General features: G+C 63.7%; 19 protein-coding genes. 9 read left to right on the plus strand and 10 right to left on the minus strand.

What is annotated here, in order from left to right; translation table 11 throughout:
- The first annotated feature begins 46 nt into the window (after nt 1-46).
- Nucleotides 47-1,057 carry a sodium:calcium antiporter gene (locus AWB66_RS05085; protein WP_087629186.1) on the plus strand — a complete coding sequence of 337 codons (1,011 nt, stop codon included), beginning with the start codon at nt 47-49 and terminating at the stop codon, nt 1,055-1,057.
- A 123-nt stretch (nt 1,058-1,180) separates the two neighbouring features.
- On the opposite strand, the gene AWB66_RS05090 is transcribed toward AWB66_RS05085, so the two are convergent.
- From AWB66_RS05090 to AWB66_RS05105, 4 genes are all read right to left on the minus strand, one after another.
- Nucleotides 1,181-1,480 (minus strand): flagellar protein FliT, encoded by a 300-nt coding sequence (locus AWB66_RS05090; RefSeq protein ID WP_087629187.1) that lies wholly within the window; start codon nt 1,478-1,480, stop codon nt 1,181-1,183.
- A gap of 16 nt (nt 1,481-1,496) precedes the next feature.
- Nucleotides 1,497-3,008, minus strand: coding sequence for a flagellar filament capping protein FliD (gene fliD / locus AWB66_RS05095; RefSeq protein WP_087629188.1), 1,512 nt, complete (start codon nt 3,006-3,008; stop codon nt 1,497-1,499).
- 163 nt (nt 3,009-3,171) lie between these two features.
- Nucleotides 3,172-4,323 carry a flagellin gene (locus AWB66_RS05100; protein ID WP_087629189.1) on the minus strand — a complete coding sequence of 384 codons (1,152 nt, stop codon included), beginning with the start codon at nt 4,321-4,323 and terminating at the stop codon, nt 3,172-3,174.
- Between the two features lie 265 nt (nt 4,324-4,588).
- A complete protein-coding gene (locus AWB66_RS05105) occupies nt 4,589-6,838 on the minus strand; it encodes an O-linked N-acetylglucosamine transferase, SPINDLY family protein (RefSeq protein ID WP_159462879.1) in 2,250 nt (749 codons plus the stop codon).
- A gap of 187 nt (nt 6,839-7,025) precedes the next feature.
- Here AWB66_RS05105 and AWB66_RS05110 point away from each other — a divergent pair, with 187 nt between their 5' ends.
- Both AWB66_RS05110 and rpsU read left to right on the plus strand, forming a co-directional pair.
- A complete protein-coding gene (locus AWB66_RS05110; RefSeq protein WP_087629191.1) occupies nt 7,026-7,976 on the plus strand; it encodes an aldo/keto reductase in 951 nt (316 codons plus the stop codon).
- Nucleotides 7,977-8,298: 322 nt separating this feature from the next.
- Nucleotides 8,299-8,511, plus strand: a complete 213-nt coding sequence (gene rpsU, locus AWB66_RS05115; protein ID WP_035942296.1) for a 30S ribosomal protein S21 — start codon at nt 8,299-8,301, stop codon at nt 8,509-8,511.
- A gap of 110 nt (nt 8,512-8,621) precedes the next feature.
- On the opposite strand, the gene AWB66_RS05120 is transcribed toward rpsU, so the two are convergent.
- From AWB66_RS05120 to AWB66_RS05130, 3 genes are all read right to left on the minus strand, one after another.
- Nucleotides 8,622-8,981 (minus strand): hypothetical protein, encoded by a 360-nt coding sequence (locus tag AWB66_RS05120; protein ID WP_087629192.1) that lies wholly within the window; start codon nt 8,979-8,981, stop codon nt 8,622-8,624.
- Between the two features lie 17 nt (nt 8,982-8,998).
- Entirely contained in the window at nt 8,999-9,424 is a 426-nt protein-coding gene (locus AWB66_RS05125) for a hypothetical protein (protein WP_087629193.1), read from the minus strand.
- Nucleotides 9,425-9,893: 469 nt separating this feature from the next.
- The gene (locus tag AWB66_RS05130) at nt 9,894-10,529 is read right to left on the minus strand and encodes a DNA-3-methyladenine glycosylase I (RefSeq protein ID WP_200818930.1); all 636 of its coding nucleotides are present in this window, start codon (nt 10,527-10,529) and stop codon (nt 9,894-9,896) included.
- 111 nt (nt 10,530-10,640) lie between these two features.
- Here AWB66_RS05130 and AWB66_RS05135 point away from each other — a divergent pair, with 111 nt between their 5' ends.
- Complete coding sequence (locus AWB66_RS05135) at nt 10,641-11,570, plus strand: glucosamine kinase nucleotide-binding domain-containing protein (protein WP_087629408.1); 930 nt, start codon at nt 10,641-10,643, stop codon at nt 11,568-11,570.
- A 40-nt stretch (nt 11,571-11,610) separates the two neighbouring features.
- Nucleotides 11,611-12,450, plus strand: a complete 840-nt coding sequence (locus AWB66_RS05140; protein WP_087629194.1) for a Cof-type HAD-IIB family hydrolase — start codon at nt 11,611-11,613, stop codon at nt 12,448-12,450.
- A gap of 68 nt (nt 12,451-12,518) precedes the next feature.
- Here AWB66_RS05140 and AWB66_RS05145 read toward each other — a convergent pair whose 3' ends face one another.
- Entirely contained in the window at nt 12,519-12,824 is a 306-nt protein-coding gene (locus AWB66_RS05145) for a PXPV repeat protein (RefSeq protein ID WP_087629195.1), read from the minus strand.
- A gap of 336 nt (nt 12,825-13,160) precedes the next feature.
- Nucleotides 13,161-13,862, minus strand: coding sequence for an aquaporin Z (gene aqpZ, locus AWB66_RS05150; protein ID WP_087629196.1), 702 nt, complete (start codon nt 13,860-13,862; stop codon nt 13,161-13,163).
- A gap of 320 nt (nt 13,863-14,182) precedes the next feature.
- On the opposite strand from aqpZ, the gene AWB66_RS05155 reads away from it, so the two are divergent.
- Nucleotides 14,183-14,479 (plus strand): H-NS histone family protein, encoded by a 297-nt coding sequence (locus AWB66_RS05155; RefSeq protein ID WP_087629197.1) that lies wholly within the window; start codon nt 14,183-14,185, stop codon nt 14,477-14,479.
- 142 nt (nt 14,480-14,621) lie between these two features.
- Here the strand turns inward: AWB66_RS05155 and AWB66_RS05160 are convergent, their stop codons facing one another.
- A complete protein-coding gene (locus AWB66_RS05160) occupies nt 14,622-15,686 on the minus strand; it encodes a glycosyltransferase family 4 protein (protein WP_087629198.1) in 1,065 nt (354 codons plus the stop codon).
- A 643-nt stretch (nt 15,687-16,329) separates the two neighbouring features.
- Here AWB66_RS05160 and flhD point away from each other — a divergent pair.
- The 3 genes from flhD to motA all read left to right on the plus strand — a co-directional run bounded on the left by flhD (nt 16,330) and on the right by motA (nt 18,328).
- Entirely contained in the window at nt 16,330-16,653 is a 324-nt protein-coding gene (gene flhD, locus AWB66_RS05165; protein WP_087629199.1) for a flagellar transcriptional regulator FlhD, read from the plus strand.
- Nucleotides 16,654-16,707: 54 nt separating this feature from the next.
- On the plus strand, nt 16,708-17,292 hold the full coding sequence (flhC, locus tag AWB66_RS05170) for a flagellar transcriptional regulator FlhC (protein WP_087629200.1): 585 nt from the start codon (nt 16,708-16,710) through the stop codon (nt 17,290-17,292).
- A gap of 175 nt (nt 17,293-17,467) precedes the next feature.
- Nucleotides 17,468-18,328 (plus strand): flagellar motor stator protein MotA, encoded by an 861-nt coding sequence (gene motA / locus AWB66_RS05175; RefSeq protein ID WP_087629201.1) that lies wholly within the window; start codon nt 17,468-17,470, stop codon nt 18,326-18,328.
- Nucleotides 18,329-18,338 lie beyond the last annotated feature (10 nt).

Below are 18,338 nucleotides of genomic sequence, written 5' to 3' on the forward strand. Positions count from 1 at the left end.
TCACCCGCGCGAATCTCTTCGTGTACGCCTCGTCGCGAGGTGCCGCATGACGACGCTTTTCATCGAACTCGCGCTGATGCTGGCCGTCATTCTCGTGGCGTCCGAACTCTTCACCAACGCGCTCGAACACCTCGGCGAGCGGCTCGGCATTTCCGAAGGCGTGACCGGTTCGCTGTTCGCCGCCGTCGGCACGGCGCTGCCCGAAACGACCGTGCCGATCATCGCGCTGCTCGGCGGCACCGCGAGCCGGGCGGTCAACGAGGAGATCGGCGTCGGCGCGATTCTCGGCGCGCCGCTCATGCTCGCGACGCTCTCCACCTGCCTGATGACGCTCGCGATCCTGAAGTCGCGCGGCATGCGCGGCGTGATTGCACCGGAGCGCACCGGCTTCACGCGCGATCTCAACTTCTTCCTGTGCGCGTTCGCCATCGCGGCGGGCGCGATGTTCGTGCCGCACCACGCGTGGCAGGTGCGGGCGCTCTTCGCGGCGAGCCTCGTCGGCGTGTACGTGGTGTATGTGATATCGACGTTCAGGGCGTCGGCGGGACTCGTCGAAAGCGGGCACGGCACCGAGGCGCCCGAGCGGCTTTTCGTCTCGCGACTCGGCCTGCCGACTTCGCTTGCGACGATCGTGTTGCAGTTCGCCATCGGCATCGCGCTTCTGGTCGGCGGCGCGAAGGGCTTCATTCACGGCGTGGAAGGCGTGTCCCAAGTGCTGGGGGTATCGGCGTTGCTGCTGTCGCTGATCATCATTCCGATCGCGACCGAACTGCCGGAGAAAGTGAACAGCATCCTCTGGGCGCGCCGCGGCAAGGACACGCTTGCGTTCGGCAACATCACCGGCGCGATGGTGTTCCAGGGCACGCTGCTGCCGGCCATCGGCATCATGCTGACGCCCTGGGAGCCGCGCATCGAAGTGCTCACGGGCGTGCTCATCACGCTCGCCGCCGCGCTCTGGCTGCGCTTCAACGCGCGGCGCAATGGCGTGGTGTTGTGGGCGCTGCTCGGCAACGGCGTGCTGTACGGTGCATATCTCACGCTAACGCTCGGGCGCTGAAAAAGCGGCCGCACAAATAAGAATGCCCGCCGAGGCGGGCATCAAGAGCGAAGCATTGCGCCGTGCTTCGACGCGTCGTTCTTGTTGTTGTTATTCAGGTTATCGGCGCTCGCCGGAAAAACTTTAGAAGCGTGCTGCCTGCTGATAGCGGCTCGCGGCGCTCGCGCGCTCCATCGAGCGCCGATGATTCGCGACGAGCGCTTCCTGCGCGATCGCGGCCGCCTGCGTCACCGCTTCGATGCTCGACTGGATCTTGCGGATCGTCGCGAGCGCGTCGGCGGGCTGATCGGCTTCCAGCGACATCAGGAGCGGCGCACGCGCTTCGGCGAGTTCCGCCGCGCGCGTCCATTCGCATTCGGCCACGGCCGTTTCGATTTCCCCGGTCAAGTCCCAGGCTCGCTGAATCAGTTCGTGCTGGCTCATTGCTCGTCGTCCCCGGTTACTTGTTGCTCGCCATCGCGCCGGCGCTGTTGGTGCCGCCGAAGAGCTGCGTGAGATAGCTCGACTGGTTCGACATCTGCGACATCAGCGTGTTGAGCGCGGTGAACTGCGCGTTGTACGACGTCGTGAGCTGCGCGGTGTAGGCGGTCAGTTGCGTCTGCTGATCGGCGATGCTCTTCAGGTCGGCGTTGAGCGCGCTCGTGCGCGTGTCGATGATGCCGCCCGTTTGCAGGAACGACGTCAGGCTGGTGTTCAACGTCGCGGCGACGCCGGTCGTCGAATTGAAGAGCGAGGCGACCGTGCCGGGATTGCTCGTCAGCGCCGCCTTGAGCGCGTTTTCGTCGGTTTTCAGCGAGCCGTCGGGCTGCAGCGTGATGCCGATCGAGGCGAGGTTGACCTGGCTCGCCCCCACGCCCACGCCCTTGCTGATCGTGCTCGACAGCGTGTTGCGGATCATGTTCATCATCGAGTCGCCGAGCAGCGCGCCGCCTTGGGAGCCCGCGGTCTGCGTCGAATCGAATGCGGTCAGCGACGATGCCGTGCTGATGAAGTTGTTATAGGCCGTGACGAATCCGTCGATGGCGGTCTGTTGCCCGGTCGTGTCCTGCGCGACGGTGAGCGTCTGCGTGGTGCCGACCGCATCGGCGGTCAGCGTCAGCGAAACGCCCGTCAGCACGCCCGTGACCGTGTTGGTCGAACTCGTCGCGGCCGTGCCGGCGATGGTGAAATTGGCGTCCATGCCGGCCGTCGTTTGCGTCCAGTTCGACGAATTGACGGCGGTTTGCGCGGGCGTCGTGACGCCGTTCGAGGTCGTGGCGGCGGTGTAGGTGGTCGCGACGTTGAGATTGCTCAGGCCGTTGTCGGTGGTCGGCGTGACCGACACGTTGATGCCGTTCGTCTGGCCCGTCGACGAGGAGCGCAGCACGAGGTGCGCGCCGTCCGTACCGTTGACGATGGTAGCCGTGACCCCGGGGTTGCCCGTGCCCGAGTTGATCGCGGAAGCGATGCCCGCGAGCGTGTTGTTGGTCGAATCGACGTTGATCGACATGCTCTTGCCGCCGATCGACAGGTTCATCGTGCCCGTGCCGAGCTGCGCCGTGCCGCTGAACGCGCCCGAGGTGATCGACTGCGACGTCGCGATGTTGCTCACCGAAACGGCGTAGCTGCCCGCCACCGCGCCGGTGCTTGCCGTGCCCGTCAGGCCCTTGCCGCTACCGGTCGCCGTGAAGGCGTTGAGCGTCGTGCCGTCGGCGAGCGAGCTGGCGGCGCTTTGCAAGAGCGACAGCACGGATTTCAGCGTGCCGACCGCGGTGAGTTGCGTGTTGTCCTTGGTTTGCTTCGAGGTGAGCGCGTCGGTCTGACCCGCCACCTTGGCATTGACGATCGCGGTAACGAGGGAGTTCACGTCCATCGACGAATTGGTCGAGCCGCTGATGATCGACTGCGCGGCCTGCTGGACTGCACTGTTCGGGTCGACTGTGGACGCCGACGTGGTTGCTACCGTGGACATGTATGACTCCGCTCCTGGCGTCTGCCTGATCGGTTGAGGAATGCCTGCTCAGAAACGACGGTGTGATGCGTAAAACAGAAATGCCGATCGGGAGGCAAGCCTCCCGGTGTACTTCGGCCGGCGCGCGGTACGGCTCGCGCGCCGGTCATGGCCTTGACGATGCTTAGCCGAGGAGCTTCAGGACCTGCTGGGGCATCGAGTTCGCTTGCGCCAGAACCGAGATGCCTGCCTGTTGCAGCACTTGCGCCTTGCTCAGGTTCGCGGTTTCCTGCGCGAAGTTCGCGTCGGTGATCTGCGATTGAGCGGACGACAGGTTAGTGGCCTGCGCGGTCTGCGTGGCGGCTACCGAGCTGAAGCGGTTCTGCACGGCGCCGAGCTGTGCCTGCAATGCGTTGACGGAGTTGAGCGCGTTGTCGACGGCTTCGATCGCGGACGATGCACCGTCGGTGCCGCTGATGTCGATCTCCGACACTTGGGGCGGCTTGCTGTTCGCGTTCAGCGTGGCGAGTTCCGTCGTTTGTGCGGCGGTGGCCGTCGGCACGGCGGACGAGGAGAGCGTGATGCTGCCAGCGGTCGAGAGGCCGCCGAACACGTTGGACGAGTCGAACGACTGGGTCGCCGAGGTCGTGCCGTCGCCGAGAGACTTGTTGTCCTGGTCGGTGAACGTGTAGCCGCCATTGCCGTCGGCGATGACGTTGATCGAGGTGATCGAGGCGCCCGAGGTGGTGTTTGCGCCCGAAGCGTCCAGGGACAGACCGTCGACCGTGCCGACGACCGTGCCCTTCTGCGGGTTGCTGCCGCCGAGCGACAGGGCCGAGACGTTTGCGCCCGTGCCGAGGTCGATCGTGATCGACTGGCCGACGTTCGCGCCGACCTGGAACGTCTTGCTGCCGGCGGTGCCGTCGAGCAGGTTCGTGCCGTTGTACGTCGTTTGCGACGAGATGCGGTTGATTTCGCTGATACGCTGCGTCACTTCCTTTTGCAGCGAGGTCTTGTCGGCCGTCGAGAGCGAGCCGCTCGATGCTTGCACGGCGAGCTGGCGGATACGCTGCAGGTTGTCCGTGATCTGGCTGAGACCGCTCGATGCCGTCTGAACCATCGACACGCCGTCGTTGGCGTTCGACACGCCCTGGTTCAGGCCGTTGATCTGCGAGGTCATGCGCGAAGCGATGGCGAGGCCTGCTGCGTCGTCGGCTGCGCTGTTGATGCGCTTGCCCGACGAAAGGCGCGTGATCGCCGACGACAGGGCGCTCTGCGTGCCATTCAGGTTTTGCTGGGCGACCAGCGAGTTGATGTTGCTGTTAATACCGATCATGTTGGTTCTCCAATGAGGCCGGGCAGGTGTTTCGTCTGTTGACAAAGCCGTTTATGGCGGAAGCGTCCGTCGTTTTGTCTGGCCGCTTGTTTAGGTTTTCGGCCCGCCTTCGGCAAACTTTAGGCGTCTCGTTGCATTTGCCTGCGGAATGTCAAAGAAGCCTTGTGCCGCGTGCGTTCTGGGGGGGCAAACGTTTGTCGCCGCCCACCCGGATCGCACGCCGGACAGCCCGAACCGGACCGCGGCGGACGGCTTTGCCGACGCCTCAGGCGTCGAACGTGGCAGGTGCTTCGCCTGCGCACCAGCGCTGCCACATCTTGCGCACCGCGCGCGAAAAACCCGCGGCCACCGTGTCCGCCGCGAACGACGGCGACTGCATGCAACGCTCCCGCATGCCGTCGCGAATCTCCGCGAGCCCCTGTATATCGGCAGCGCGCGCCAGACCCTTAGCCACGAAGTCGGCGCTGTCCTTCGCGACGAAGTCGTCGAGCCCCGCATGGGAGAGCGCCGAGATGCTGCCGCGGCTCGCGATCAGGTCGCCCGGGACGGTGAGCGTCGGCACGCCCATCCACATCGCTTGCAACGTGGTCACGCCGCCGGCATAGGGGAACGTGTCGAGCGCGATGTCGACGTCGAGGTGATGCGCGAGATACCTTTCCAGTTGCGCGCGATGGCGGAACGCGAGGCGGTTTGCATCGACGCCTTCCTTCGCGAACCAGTCGGTGAGAACCATGTGGCTGTTGTCGCGCGGCATGCCGGCGATCATCAGCCGGGCGTCCGGCAGCGCCCGCAGCAGTTCGGACCAGAGCGCGATGGTGCGCGGACGCAGCTTGTTGAAACGGTTGAAGCTGCCGAACGTGAGGTAGCCGTTAGAGAGCGCGGGAAGCGCGTTGACGGGCGGCGCGGCTTCCGACGGCTGGAAGGCCGCGAACGCAGGCAGATAGGCGATCTTCTCCGTGAACTGGCCGTCGATCTGCTCGCGCGGCACATAGAAGCGATCGGCGATGTAGTAATCCATCGACGTCATGCCGGTCGTGCCGAGATAGCCCATCCACGTCGCCTGGACGGGCGCCGGCTTGCGCGCGAACGTCAGGAGCCGGTTGTAGCCGGTATGGCCGGACAGGTCGATCAGCACGTCGATGCCGTCCGCGCGGATCTTGTCGGCGAGCGCGGCATCCGTGAGGCCGGAAATGTCGTGCCAGCGTTCGACGAGCAGACGCAGCCGGTACGTGACTTCGTCGTTCACCGAGCGGTTGTAGTAGGCGTGCACGGACACGCTCGGATCGTTCGCCAGATGGCGGAACACCGGCTCCATGAAGACGGCGACAGGGTGCTTGTTGAAGTCGCCGGACACGAAACCGACGCGGATGCGGCGGTTCGGATCGGTGTCGTTGCGATGCTTCTTCCAGCTGCGCAGCAGCGGCTTTTCGCATTGCTCGGCGAAGTACAGATGCTGTCGGAAAAGCGCTTTCGGATCGATGTCGTCCTTGTGCGTCAGGCAGAACAGCATGTTCTCGTGCGCGCTCTCGACGTTCGGCTTCAGTTCGATCGCGCGCCGGTGATGCGCCTCGGCTTCGTCGATGAGCCCCTGGTCCAGCAGGATGACGCCGAGCGTGTCGTGAGCCTGCGCCGCGAGCGGATCGATGTCGATCGCGCGGCGGCACGCCGCCTGCGCGTCGTCGAGACGCAGCGTGGAGCGCAGGATCATGGCGAGGATGCGGTGCGCCTCGCCGTAGTTCGGGTCCTGCGCGATCATCGTGCGGCACTCGGCTTCGGCTTCGAAGAACTTGTCGCCAAGACGCAGGGCGTCCGCGAGGATGCGGCGCGCATCGATGAAATCGGGCCGCAGTTCCAGCAGACGGCGCAGCGCGGCGATACCGCGTTTCAGATCCATCAGCTTGACGGAACCGACGCCCACGATCTCCCAGCCGAACGCGAACGCCGGATCGCGTGCGACGAGCGTGCGCGCGAGCGCGACGGCTTCCTCGATGCGTCCCGCGGAATAATGCGCGCGCAGTTGGCTGAGTTCCTGGGGCGTGGGCGACGTGCGGCCATCGGCTGTCGCGACGGCTTCGCGCTCCTGCGTCGCCTCGCGCAGTTCAGCGGCGAGCCGGTCGATCGCCGGGCCGTTCACGCCTTGCGTGCGCGCGAGGTCGAGCACGAGATTCGCCGCGGCGACCTGGCCGCTGCGCGTCAGCACGTCGACATAGTTGGCCCAGTAGATGTGCTGCGTCGGGTCGGTGCCGATGGCGGTTTCGAAGAACGGCACCGATGCCGCGTACTGGCCGCGCTGCGCGGTCAGTATGCCCAGGTTGAAGTTGGCGTCGGCGTGCGCCGGCCGCGCGTCGAGTATCAGGCGGTACAGCGATTCGGCCTCGTCGAGGTGCAAGGTCTGATGCCGCTCGATGGCAGCCTCGAGCACCTGCGCGAGGTCCCGATCGAACTCCTGTTCTTCGGTGAGCGTTCTGCGGGCAGACGGCTCGTTCGATCCGTTAAATTCGTTCGGTGCGTTCATGGTCTCGGCAATACAGGGATGTTGCGGAATTATCGGCGTGCGTCCCGGTAAGCGAAGCGCTGAACTGGACTGGAAAAGCGCCCCTGTTCGTGCGATTCCCCGGGCCGCTGGCCGTCGGCGCGCGCCAGCAGCCGCGGGCATTCGCGCGTATGCTTTTTCGTCCGTCCCCATCGCTACCGGAGCCCTCATGCAAAAACGCACCCTCGGAACCTCGGACCTGCAGGTCGCGCCGCTCGTCTTCGGCGGCAACGTGTTCGGCTGGACCGCCGACGAGCGCACGTCGTTCTCGATCCTCGATGCATTTGTCGACCACGGCCTGAATTTCGTCGATACCGCCGACGTCTACTCCGCCTGGGTCGACGGCCACACGGGCGGAGAGTCGGAGACGATCATCGGCAAGTGGTTCAGGCAAAGCGGCAAGCGCGACAAGATCGTGCTCGCGACCAAGGTCGGCATGTTGAGCACGCGGCCGGGGCTGTCGGCGGCGAACATCGCGGCGGCCGTCGACGAATCGCTGCGGCGCTTGCAAACGGATTACATCGACGTCTATTTTTCGCACCTCGACGACGACAAGACGCCGTTCGACGAGACGCTCGGCGCATATCAGGAGCTCATCGACGCGGGCAAGGTGCGGGTGATCGGCGCGTCGAACTACTCGGGCGCGCGGCTGGAAGAAGCGCTGAAAGTCGCGAAGGACACGGGTTTGCCGGCGTATCAGGTGCTTCAGCCCGAATACAACCTGGTCGACCGCGAAGGCTACGAAACCGATCTCGAACCGGTCGCCGCGAAGCACAAGATCGCCGTCGTCACGTATTTCAGTCTGGCGAGCGGCTTTTTGAGCGGCAAATACCGTTCGAAGGACGATTTGAAGAACGCCGCGCGTGGCTCGCGGGTCGAGAAATATCTGAACGACCGCGGCCTGAAAATCGTCGATGCGCTCGTCGACGTCGCGAAGCGGCACGGCGCGACGCCCGCGACCGTGGCGCTCGCTTGGGTGATCGCGCGGCCGAGCGTGACGGCGCCGATTGCGAGCGCGACGTCGGTCGAGCAGCTCGACAGTCTGGCCGCCGCGACGCGCCTCACGCTTTCCGCCGACGACATCGACATGCTCGATCAGGCGAGCGCACCGGCCCGGTAGCCGAAAAATCCAATCACATCAGAGAGTTGGGATGCTTGGCGATTCGCAAGCTATCTGGTAACATCGCGCCCGAATCGAGATTTTTGCCCGACGGCGCGGTGTTTCTGCGCTGCGCCCGGCGGCCCGAAGTGCGTCATTTCAGAAGTTCTTCTCGAGTGCGCATGCCGCTTCGGCGGACAATCCCAACTCTCTCTTTTCCGGCCTCCGTGGCCGCTTTGCTCGTGTCCGCCGTGTTGGGCGGACGATCGGAGTGCCGGCGCGTGGTACGGGCCGCAAGATCCGTCCTCGCAGTCAGAAATACGTTTAGCGATTTAGGAATTCCATGACCACTATTGTTTTGAAAGAAAACGAGCCGTTCGACGTGGCGATTCGCCGCTTCCGTCGCACGATCGAAAAGAACGGCCTGATCGCAGAACTGCGTGAACGCCAGTCGTATGAGAAGCCGACGACGGCTCGCAAGCGCAAGAAAGCAGCGGCCGTGAGCCGTCTGCGCAAGCGCCTGCGCAGCCAGATGCTGCCCAAGAAGATGCACTAAGCGTCTGTCTTCCCGCCGCGGCCATGACAAGCTGCGGCAAAGCAAAAAGGCGGTACGACCCTCGGGTCGTACCGCCTTTTTGCTTTATCTGAGCTTGTTCGCGATGAAAGTTAGATGAACGCGTGCCGCTTGCCCAGCGCCGTAAGCAGACGAGGCCACTGTTCTACGCTGGCGTCGTCGTGAACCTGTTCCAGCTCGCACAGCAACTCGACGATGCTCGGGTCGTAAGCATTCACGTCCGACGCATACAGCGCGCGCAGCAGTTTGCCGTCCTGCGCGTGCCGATAGTACGAAATGCCAGTACCCTCGATGTCCGGATGATAGACCTCGTCGCTCACGAGCGATCCGATCGCGCACTTGCGGCCATTCGGGCTGCGCAGCCGGCACGAGCCGTTGTCGTCTTCCGACACGGCCCGCTGGTGCAGCAGATGAGCGCACACGCGCTCGTAAATGTCTCTTGTGGTCAACATCACAACACCTGCATCCCTCACGCAGCGGTTTTCAAAAGGTCGGCCGAGAGGCCGAATTGACGCGCGATCGATGCCAGCCGCTCGCGCCATTCCCATTTTCCGAACACGTCGTGCACGTTCTGCAGACAACTGAGCAACTCGACCGTGGTCGGATCGAACACGTTGATGCGCGAGCGCAGCAGCGCCCGCTTGAGTGCCGCCACGCCGACGTCCATATAAGGCGGCACGCCTTCCGGGGTCTTCGCGATGTAGCGGATGGGCACGCCTTCCATCGCGGTCATGTAGTCGCGCGGCTTGATGAAGTTGCCGACCGGGCAGCCACCGCAATAACCGCGATACGCGCCGCCGCCGTGCGGCAGCAGGGCGGCTTGCCCCTGACCGAACAGATGCAGTACGGCGCGGTTGAAAATCTCCTGATGTGTCAGGAAGTTAAGGCTTTTCATGTTCGTTCCCCCTGCGCCCCTGCGCAGCGGCCAATCGTTGAATTTCGAGCAACCCGCACTTTCAGTATCGGACCTCGATGGCGGTCTGACCGAGCGCCCGCGTACATAAACGACGCGATGTATCGAGTCCTGAATCTACTTCCGGCGCTGCGATTTTCCCGGCCCGGGTGCTCCGATTCGGGCGCCCTGTCGTGCTCGCGAAGCGATCGTCCTTGATGAATGACCCTGTCTTGATTCCAGTTATAGCGAATCGGGCCGGTAAAAAGGTGCGTCAACGCACGCGAACGCGCAATTCTGACACGGTGCGAACGATCGTGCAGCGCGTCAAATTTGCAGCGACCCATTGCCGGGCAAGCAATTCCGCGTGCTTCACCGCAAAAAAAGCGGCCTCTATCAGGACTTTCCCTAGTCTCAGAAAAAAATGCCCCTAAATGTTGCGAAAAAGCAAAAGTTTCCGGTTATGAAATGATTAATTGCTGTCGGAAGCGGGCGCTGCCGGCTTGTTCGCCGATTGACGGCGCGTCTTCGCGGCGCCTGCTTGGGTCGCGCTTCGGCAAAGGCAGCTTTTCTCGTGGTCGTTGACCATGCCGGTCGCCTGCATGAACGCGTAGCAGATGGTCGTGCCGACGAATTTGCAGCCGTACTGCTTGAGCGCGCGGCTGAGCGCGTCGGATTCGGGCGTCGATGCGGGCGCGTGGCCGTAGGAATCGCGCGGCGTGTCGATGGGCGCGTCGCCGACGAACGACCACACGAATGCGGCGAATGAACCGTGCTCGGCCTGAATCCGCTTGATCGCCTGTGCGTTGAGGATCGCCGATTCAACCTTCGCGCGATTGCGCACGATGCGCGTATCGCCGACGAGTCGCGCCACGTCCTTTTCCGTGAAAGCAGCGACCTGATCGAGATCGAAGCATTTGAAGAGATCGCGATAACCTTCGCGCTTGTTCAGGATGGTCGACCACGAAAGTCCCGCCTGCGCGCCTTCAAGCACGAGCATTTCGAAGAGATGGCGGTCGTCGCGCGAAGGGACGCCCCATTCGGTGTCGTGGTAGCGGGCCATCGCGTCCGTCGACGCCCAGCCGCAGCGGTGCTGTTCCTTTGCCATCGTCCTTTCCCCGGATTTGTGTCTGCGCCAGCATAGCGGAACGAGCGCCGCCGGCCACCTCGTCCATTCGGCCAATTGGCGGCGCGCGGCCGCCCCGGTAAGCTTCTGGGCATGACTCATTCAGACCTTGCAAACCCCTATCTCCTCGGCGTCGACGGCGGCGGCAGCGGCACCCGTGTCGTCCTCGCGGATGCACACGGAAACGAACTCGCCCGCGCGACGGGCGGTCCATCGGGCCTCGGACTCGGCGTCGAACGCGCCTGGCGCGAAATCGAAGCGGCCTGCGCGCGCGCGTTCGCAGCGGCATCGATTCCCTTCGACTGGCGCGCGTGCGCCCTCGGCTGCGGACTCGCGGGCGTGAACCACGCCGGCTGGCTCGCGCAATTCCACGCGATGGCGCCCTCGGTTCGCGCGCTCGCCGTTGAAAGCGACGCGTACACGACGCTGCTCGGCGCCCACGGCGGCAAGCCGGGCGTGATCGTCGCGCTCGGCACGGGCAGCATTGCGGCGGCGCTGGACGCAGACGGCGCGTGCCGGATCGCGGGCGGCTACGGCTTTCCGAGCGGCGACGAGGCGAGCGGAGCGTGGCTCGGCCTGCGCGCCGTGGTGCATTTGCAGCAGGTGCTCGACGGACGCGCGCCGCCGGACGCCTGGTCCGACGCACTCTTCGCGCTGACCGGCGCGCCGGATCGCGACGGCCTGGTCGTCTGGTGCAGCGGGGCCAATCAGACGGCCTACGCGACGCTCGCGCCGAGCGTCTTCGGGCATCGCGCGCATCCGTCGGCCGCGGCGCTCCTTGCCGACGCCGGGCGCGAAATCGAAAAGCTGGTCGCCGCGCTGGACCCGCACGCCGCGCTCGACGTGGCGCTCTGCGGCGGCCTCGCCGCGCCGTTCGAGCCGTTCGTGCCGGACGGACTGCGCGAGCGCCTGCGCGCGCCGCTCGCCGATTCGGCTACCGGCGCGCTGCAACTCGCCCGACGCGCGGCGGCCCGGGCGGGCGCGTCGCGGGGCACGCCGGCCGCTGCACGCGGTGCAGGCTAGAATGTCAGGCTTCCCGTTCGCGCGTACACCGAAGGCATCCATGTACCCAGTCATCGCCACCGATCTCGACGGCACGCTGCTCAACAGCGACCATCAGGTCGATCCCTTCACGATCGAAACCGTTCGCCGGCTCGAAGCAAGCGGCATTCGCTTCGTGATCGCGACGGGGCGCCACTATCGCGATGTCGCCAGCATTCGCGACCTGCTGGGTATCGAGGCGTACCTGATCACGTCGAACGGCGCGCGCGTGCACGCACCCGACGACACGCGCATCTATTCGCGCGACCTCGATCCGGCGGCGGTTAGGCGTCTGGTGCAGCCGGATCTCGCGGGCGGCGGCGGGCGCGTGATCGTCAACCTGTTCGCCGACGACGCCTGGCTGATCGACCGCCATGCGCCCGAACTGCTGGTCTTCCACCAGGATTCGGGTTTCAAGTACGAAGTCATGGATCTGCGCGAGCACGACGGCGAGGGCGTCGCGAAGGTCCTCTACATCGGCGAACCGAAGGACCTGAAGGAAACGGCCGCGAATCTGGAGCGCGAATTCGGCGACGCGCTTTACGTCACCTACTCGCTGCCGGACTGCCTGGAAGTGATGACGGCGGACGTCTCGAAGGGCCGCGCGTTGCGCTTCGTGCTTGACAAGCTCGATCTCGATCCGGCGAACTGCGTCGCGTTCGGCGACAACATGAACGACATCGACCTGCTCGAAACGGCCGGGCATCCGTTCATGATGAACAACGCGAATCCTGATTTGATCAAGCGTCTGCCGAACGTGCAGCGGATCGGCAACAACTTCGAGGCGGGCGTGGCGCACCATCTTCGCAAGCTCTTCGGCATCGTCGACGAACTGGCTTCGCCGGGGCAAATACCGGACTGAGCGGGCGATGAGCGCTGCCTGCGGATAAAAAAAGGGAGCGCCGCGGCGCTCCCTTTTTGCATCATGCGTTATCCGCGATGATTCGAGCCGCCGCGGTCGTTGTTCCAACCACGGTCGTTGTTCCAGCCGGTGCGGTTCCAGCGACCATTGTCGTGACGGTCGTCGTGCCAGCGCGGCTCGTCATGGTGCCAGCGCGGCGCGCTGTACACCGGCGCCGGACGGACATACACCGGGCGCGGCTGCACGTAGGCGGGGGCATAGACGGGCGCGCCGAGCGAAACACCGATGCTCACGCCGGTATGCGCCTGGGCGACGCCGACGGCGCCAATTGCAAGACCGGTCGCTACGAGAAGATGAGTGACGATGCGCTTCATGTTGTTTCTCCTGGATGGCGACGTCTGTCGCATAAGTCCAATTTAAGCGTCCGCCGTCTTACATGCTTCGACTAGTTGTTACCGTCTGCAAGTGGGGCGTAAGGCTCTGCGCGCACACGGAAATCCGCCGCGCGCGGTCGCAGAGCCTTGCCGGTATTGGCTCGGCGCACCGGATGCCGAGGCGACGGCGCGCGACGCCGCGAATCCGGCGGGCGCTCTTGTAAACGCGCATTACATTTGTCGCCGTCAATTCATATTCCGAAGGCGCTGCGCAACGAAAACGGGCGCCGAAGCGCCCGTTTTCCACTGCGTTGTCGCGGAGAATTCCGCGTGCGTTCAGCGCTTGTCGCGCGCCAGCATCGGATAGACCACGCCCGCGATGACCGCACCGACGATCGGCGCAACCCAGAACAGCCACAACTGGCCGAGTGCCGCGCCGCCGACGAAGAGCGCCGGGCCCGTCGAGCGGGCCGGGTTCACCGACGTGTTGGTGACCGGAATCGAGATCAGGTGAATGAGCGTCAGGCACAGGCCGATCGCGATCGGGGCGAAGCCGGCCGGTGCGCGGCTGTCCGTCGCGCCGAGAATCACGAAGAGGAAGAAGAACGTCATCACGACTTCGCAGACGAGCGCCGCGATCATCGAGTACTGGCCCGGCGAGTGCTCGCCGAAGCCGTTCGTCGCGAAGCCGCTCGCGACCAGATCGAAGCCGGGCGCGCCGTTCGCGATCACCGACAGGACGAACGCGCCGAGAATCGCGCCGATCACCTGCGCGACGATGTACGGCACGAGGTCGCGCGCCGGGAAGCGGCCGGCAACCGTCAGGCCGACGCTCACCGCCGGATTCAGGTGACAGCCGGAGATGTGACCGATGGCGTACGCCATCGTGAGCACGGTGAGACCGAAGGCGAGCGAGACGCCCGCGAGCCCGATGCCCACGTGCGGGAAAGCGGCCGCGAGCACGGCGCTTCCGCAGCCGCCGAGCACAAGCCAGAACGTACCGAACATTTCGGCGCCGAGGCGCTTTGTCAATTGCATGATGCTGCTTATCCTAAAAAGATTGATCCAGCCGCGTAATCGAGATTGCGAGATTGCTAGATAACGAGGCGACGGCCTAACGAATAACGGACTTGATTTACGTCCATTCCGGTCCGAAGTTTAATGTCGGTGGAACGGCCCGTTTGTCAACAATGGTTAACTGGCTTTTAACTCGTCCAATTATTTTCGGGATAAACCCGCGTCGGGCGTCGACCTGTTTAAATTCGGATATCGAGAACTATCGAAAGCGACGAATTGCATCTTTTTGTCGGCCCAGATAGGCTCTCGTCCCAATCCGATTCAATAAAGAGGGAGATCGCATGTCGAAATATCTGGAACTCAAAGCGCAAATATCGAAACTTCAGGCGCAGGCCGAGAGCGTGCGGCAGGAGGAAGTCGAGGCGGTGGTCGCGCAGATTCGACGGCAGATCGTCGAATACGGGCTGACGCCGCAGGATCTCGGGCTGGCCGTCGCCAGGCGCGGCCGGCCGCCGAAAAAAGAACCCGCGCCGCCGATGTATCAGGACCCGAAGTCGGGCGCCACCTGGAATGGCCGCGGCAAACCGCCTAACTGGATTGCCGGAAAGAATCGCGAGCGTTTTCTTATCGTTCGATGAGCGCGCGACGTTTTCGTTATTGCAAAATGCAAAAAAATGCCGCCTCGAAAGGCGGCATTTCTTGGGTCGACTGCACGATGTCTCTTAATGCGAATTCGGATTAAACGAGATACGTCTTATCCTTGCGCATTAAAACCGGACTTTAGCCCACTGCAACCTGACGCAAAATCGGACGCTTTGCGGCCTGAAGCATCGACGCATAGCTGTCGACGTAATTCTGCGCCATGGTTTTCGAACTGAAACGGCGTTCGAATTGCGCGCGGATTTCCGTGCGCGACAACTCGTCGAGACGTTGCAGCGCGCCGACGGCACCCTGGACGTCCTCACAGATATATCCCGTCACGCCGTGGTCGATCACTTCCGGCACCGAGCCGCGATTGAACGCGATCACCGGCGTGCCGCACGCCATCGCCTCGATCATCACGAGGCCGAACGGCTCGTTCCAGTCGATCGGGAACAGCAGCGCCTTCGCGCCCGACAGGAACTCGGGCTTCTGCGCCTCGTTGATCTCGCCGACGAATTCGACGTGCGCCTGCGACAGAAGCGGCTCGATCGTCGACTTGAAGTATTCCTGGTCGGCCTTGTCCACCTTGGCGGCGATCTTCAGCGGCAGACCGCTTTGCGCGGCGATCTTGATGGCGAGATCGGCGCGTTTTTCCGGACAAATGCGGCCGAGGAACGCGAGATATTCAGGCTTCTTGCTGGTCTGCGGCGTCAGCAGGTTCTCCGGCAGGCCGTGGTAGATCGTGTTCAGCCAGGCCGCCTGGGGCAGCGGCACGCGCTGCGAATCGGAGATCGAGATCACCGGCGCCTTCGTGAACGTGTTGAAGATCGGCTGCAGTTCCGGCAGGTCCAGACGGCCGTGCAGGGTCGTGACGAACGGCGTGTCGAGCTGCGAGAACAGCGAAAACGGCATGTAGTCGAGGTGAAAGTGCAGCACGTCGAATTCATGCGCGCGCTGGCGGACCGTCTCTAGCAGCAGCATGTGCGGCGCGATCGCGTCGCGAATCGACGGATCGAGGCGTAGCGCGCGCGGCCACGCCGCTTCGAGTGTTGCCTTGGTTTGCGAGTCGCCGCTCGCGAAAAGCGTCACATCGTGGCCGAGGTCGACGAGGGCGTCGGTGAGGTAGGACACCACGCGCTCGGTGCCGCCGTAGAATTTCGGGGGAACTGCTTCGTGCAACGGTGCAATTTGTGCGATTCGCATATCGTGACTCTCCTGTTCAAAAGGGCACCGCATATTCACGCCCCGGTCGAGCGTTGACGCGCATGCCTGTCGGACGGACAGCGGTTTGCCGCCGTCCGAGATCGGCCCGGAAATCGACCGGGTTATCCCTTACGTTCATTATCAATAACGAGCCCAGTATTTCACGTCATTTTTCAATCGCTTAACCTTGTTACAGGACGACACACCGCCTGTTACGAAGCGTGCAAATCGCGCGAACAACCCCGTCCTTAAAGGCTTAGCGCACAATTGCGACGAATTTCACCGCCGCGAGCGCCGCGACACTTGAGCAGTTTTCGGGCCAAGCCCGTCGCACCGGGGCCCCGCCAGCGGGGCTTGCGCGGCGTTTTCACCGAATTCCTTCAGTTATTCGATACCCTGCCGATAATCCGGCATGCACGAGTTAAACGCAGCGTTTAATTCCGTGTAGGAAATATTCCTACACGGAATTACGCGTCTTGCTGCCGGCAAATCGGAACGTTTGTCCGATACCGCGCCGCCGTAGATTCGCTGAAAATCCGCTGAAGATTAAAGGAGCGGGCGCGATATTCCTTTTGCATGTCAGGAATTCGAGCAAACGTTTCCATATTCGCCAGACCTGGCACGGATTCGACTCGGGGAAAAAATGACGGACAGTAATGTCAGCATGCTTGCGGAAATCCGCGAGCTGAATCTGTCGTACTTGCTGCTCGCGCAACGCCTTCTTCAAGAGGACCGGCCTGCTGCGATGTTTCGCATGGGACTGTCGCAGACGATCGCCGATGTCCTCTCCTCGCTGAATCTGGCGCAGCTCGTGAAAATCGCGGCGGCGAGCCAGCTCCTGTGTCGCTTCCGCTTCGACGACCACACGATCCTCTCCTCGCTCGCCGACAAAGGAAAAAGCGCCGCGCTCGCACAATCGCAGGCGGCCATCCTGATGGCGAACCAGCCGGTCGGCGAGATCGGCTGAGCGGCGCACGAAAGCTCAACAGTTTTTATCGGCAAACGCACGGTCCGGTTTCTTATGGCGACAAAAAGCGTGGTGGCGGAAGTCCGCGAGATCACCCTGGCGATCGAATTGATCGAACTGGGCGCGCGGCTGCAACTGCTCGAAGCGGAGACGAACCTGTCGCGCGACCGGCTCATCCGCCTCTATAAGGAACTGAAGGGCGTCTCGCCGCCGAAAGGCATGCTGCCGTTCTCGACCGAATGGTTCATGACCTGGCAGCCGAACATCCATTCGTCGCTGTTCTACGGCATTTACCGGTTCATCAGCCAGCACGGCGGCTGCGACACGATCCAGTCGATCGTGAAGAGCTACCGGCTCTATCTCGAACACATCGAGCTCCACGGCGACGAAGCGATCCTGAGCCTCACGCGCGCATGGACGCTCGTGCGCTTCTTCGACTCCTGCATGCTGCAGACGAGTACCTGTTCGCGCTGCACCGGGCATTTTGTCGCACATGCGTACGACTTGCGTCAGGGCTATGTCTGCGGACTGTGCCAGCCGCCGTCGCGCGCGGGCAAGACGCGCAAGGCGAGCGCGGCGCGCGCGGCCGAAGCCCAAGCCGAAGCCGGCGCGGCAGGCGAAGCCGAACTGGCGGCGTAGCCGCGAACATCCCCGCGACCATCGCCGCGGCGCCCCGCCGCCGCGTGGCCGGGCCCCCGCGCCGACGCGGGTTGTATCGTTTGCCCGCACCGATTTTCCCTCAAAGTTTTTGCGGTCGATGCCGTAAACCACTTAACGGCGGTCTCTCGCCGAATTGACAAGTGAGGACTCGACTGTGCTGATTTTCGTGGGAACGCTCGTGACATTGTTGTCGGTTTTCGGCGGCTACGCGCTGGAAGGCGGCCACCTTGGCGCGCTCGTGCAACCGGTCGAAATCCTGATGATCGCGGGTGCGGGCGTTGGCGCGTTCATTCTCGGCAACGGCATGAAGACGATCAAGGCCACGCTGAAAGTCATTCCCACGCTGTTCAAGGGCTCGAAGTACAACAAGGACGTGTACATGGAGCTGATGGCGCTCCTCTACGTCCTGCTGGCGAAGGCGCGCAAGGAAGGCACGCTCACGCTCGAATCCGACATCGACAATCCGCACGCGAGCCCGATCTTCAGCCAGTACCCGAAGATCCTCGCGGACGAGCACATCGTCGTGTTCCTGACCGATTACCTGCGGCTGATGGTCGGCGGGAACATGAACGCGTTCGAGATCGAAAGCCTGATGGACGAAGAGATCGAAACGCATCACGTCGAGGGCGAAGGCCCCGCGCAGGCGCTGCACAAGGTCGGCGACGCGATGCCGGCGTTCGGCATCGTCGCGGCGGTGATGGGCGTCGTGCATACGATGGCCTCCGCCGACCAGCCGCCCGCCGTTCTCGGCGAGATGATCGCGCAGGCGCTCGTCGGCACGTTCCTCGGCATTCTCCTTTCGTATGGCCTGATCGGGCCGCTCGCGAGCGTGGCGGAACAGCGCGTCGCGGAGTCGACCAAGATGTTCCAGTGCATCAAGGTGACGATCCTCGCGAGCCTGAACGGCTACGCACCGGCGATTGCGGTCGAGTTCGGCCGCAAGGTGCTCTTCTCCACCGAGCGTCCGTCGTTCTCCGAACTGGAAGAGCACGTGCGCCGCGTGAAGGCGAAGTGACGTGCCGTCA

The organism is Caballeronia telluris, from assembly GCF_001544495.1.
Classification (GTDB): Bacteria; Pseudomonadota; Gammaproteobacteria; order Burkholderiales; family Burkholderiaceae; genus Caballeronia; species Caballeronia telluris.

Excerpts from the sequence above, each read along its gene's own strand:
- flhD (WP_087629199.1), top strand. The coding sequence starts at position 16,330 with ATGACGGACAGTAATGTCAGCATGCTTGCGGAAATCCGCGAGCTGAAT.
- AWB66_RS05145 (WP_087629195.1), bottom strand. The coding sequence starts at position 12,824 with ATGAAGCGCATCGTCACTCATCTTCTCGTAGCGACCGGTCTTGCAATT.
- aqpZ (WP_087629196.1), bottom strand. The coding sequence starts at position 13,862 with ATGCAATTGACAAAGCGCCTCGGCGCCGAAATGTTCGGTACGTTCTGG.
- AWB66_RS05105 (WP_159462879.1), bottom strand. The coding sequence starts at position 6,838 with ATGAACGCACCGAACGAATTTAACGGATCGAACGAGCCGTCTGCCCGC.
- AWB66_RS05125 (WP_087629193.1), bottom strand. The coding sequence starts at position 9,424 with ATGAAAAGCCTTAACTTCCTGACACATCAGGAGATTTTCAACCGCGCC.
- AWB66_RS05085 (WP_087629186.1), top strand. The coding sequence starts at position 47 with ATGACGACGCTTTTCATCGAACTCGCGCTGATGCTGGCCGTCATTCTC.
- rpsU (WP_035942296.1), top strand. The coding sequence starts at position 8,299 with ATGACCACTATTGTTTTGAAAGAAAACGAGCCGTTCGACGTGGCGATT.
- AWB66_RS05155 (WP_087629197.1), top strand. The coding sequence starts at position 14,183 with ATGTCGAAATATCTGGAACTCAAAGCGCAAATATCGAAACTTCAGGCG.
- AWB66_RS05140 (WP_087629194.1), top strand. The coding sequence starts at position 11,611 with ATGTACCCAGTCATCGCCACCGATCTCGACGGCACGCTGCTCAACAGC.
- flhC (WP_087629200.1), top strand. The coding sequence starts at position 16,708 with ATGGCGACAAAAAGCGTGGTGGCGGAAGTCCGCGAGATCACCCTGGCG.
- AWB66_RS05090 (WP_087629187.1), bottom strand. The coding sequence starts at position 1,480 with ATGAGCCAGCACGAACTGATTCAGCGAGCCTGGGACTTGACCGGGGAA.
- AWB66_RS05120 (WP_087629192.1), bottom strand. The coding sequence starts at position 8,981 with ATGTTGACCACAAGAGACATTTACGAGCGCGTGTGCGCTCATCTGCTG.
- AWB66_RS05130 (WP_200818930.1), bottom strand. The coding sequence starts at position 10,529 with ATGGCAAAGGAACAGCACCGCTGCGGCTGGGCGTCGACGGACGCGATG.
- fliD (WP_087629188.1), bottom strand. The coding sequence starts at position 3,008 with ATGTCCACGGTAGCAACCACGTCGGCGTCCACAGTCGACCCGAACAGT.
- AWB66_RS05100 (WP_087629189.1), bottom strand. The coding sequence starts at position 4,323 with ATGATCGGTATTAACAGCAACATCAACTCGCTGGTCGCCCAGCAAAAC.
- AWB66_RS05110 (WP_087629191.1), top strand. The coding sequence starts at position 7,026 with ATGCAAAAACGCACCCTCGGAACCTCGGACCTGCAGGTCGCGCCGCTC.
- AWB66_RS05160 (WP_087629198.1), bottom strand. The coding sequence starts at position 15,686 with ATGCGAATCGCACAAATTGCACCGTTGCACGAAGCAGTTCCCCCGAAA.
- AWB66_RS05135 (WP_087629408.1), top strand. The coding sequence starts at position 10,641 with ATGACTCATTCAGACCTTGCAAACCCCTATCTCCTCGGCGTCGACGGC.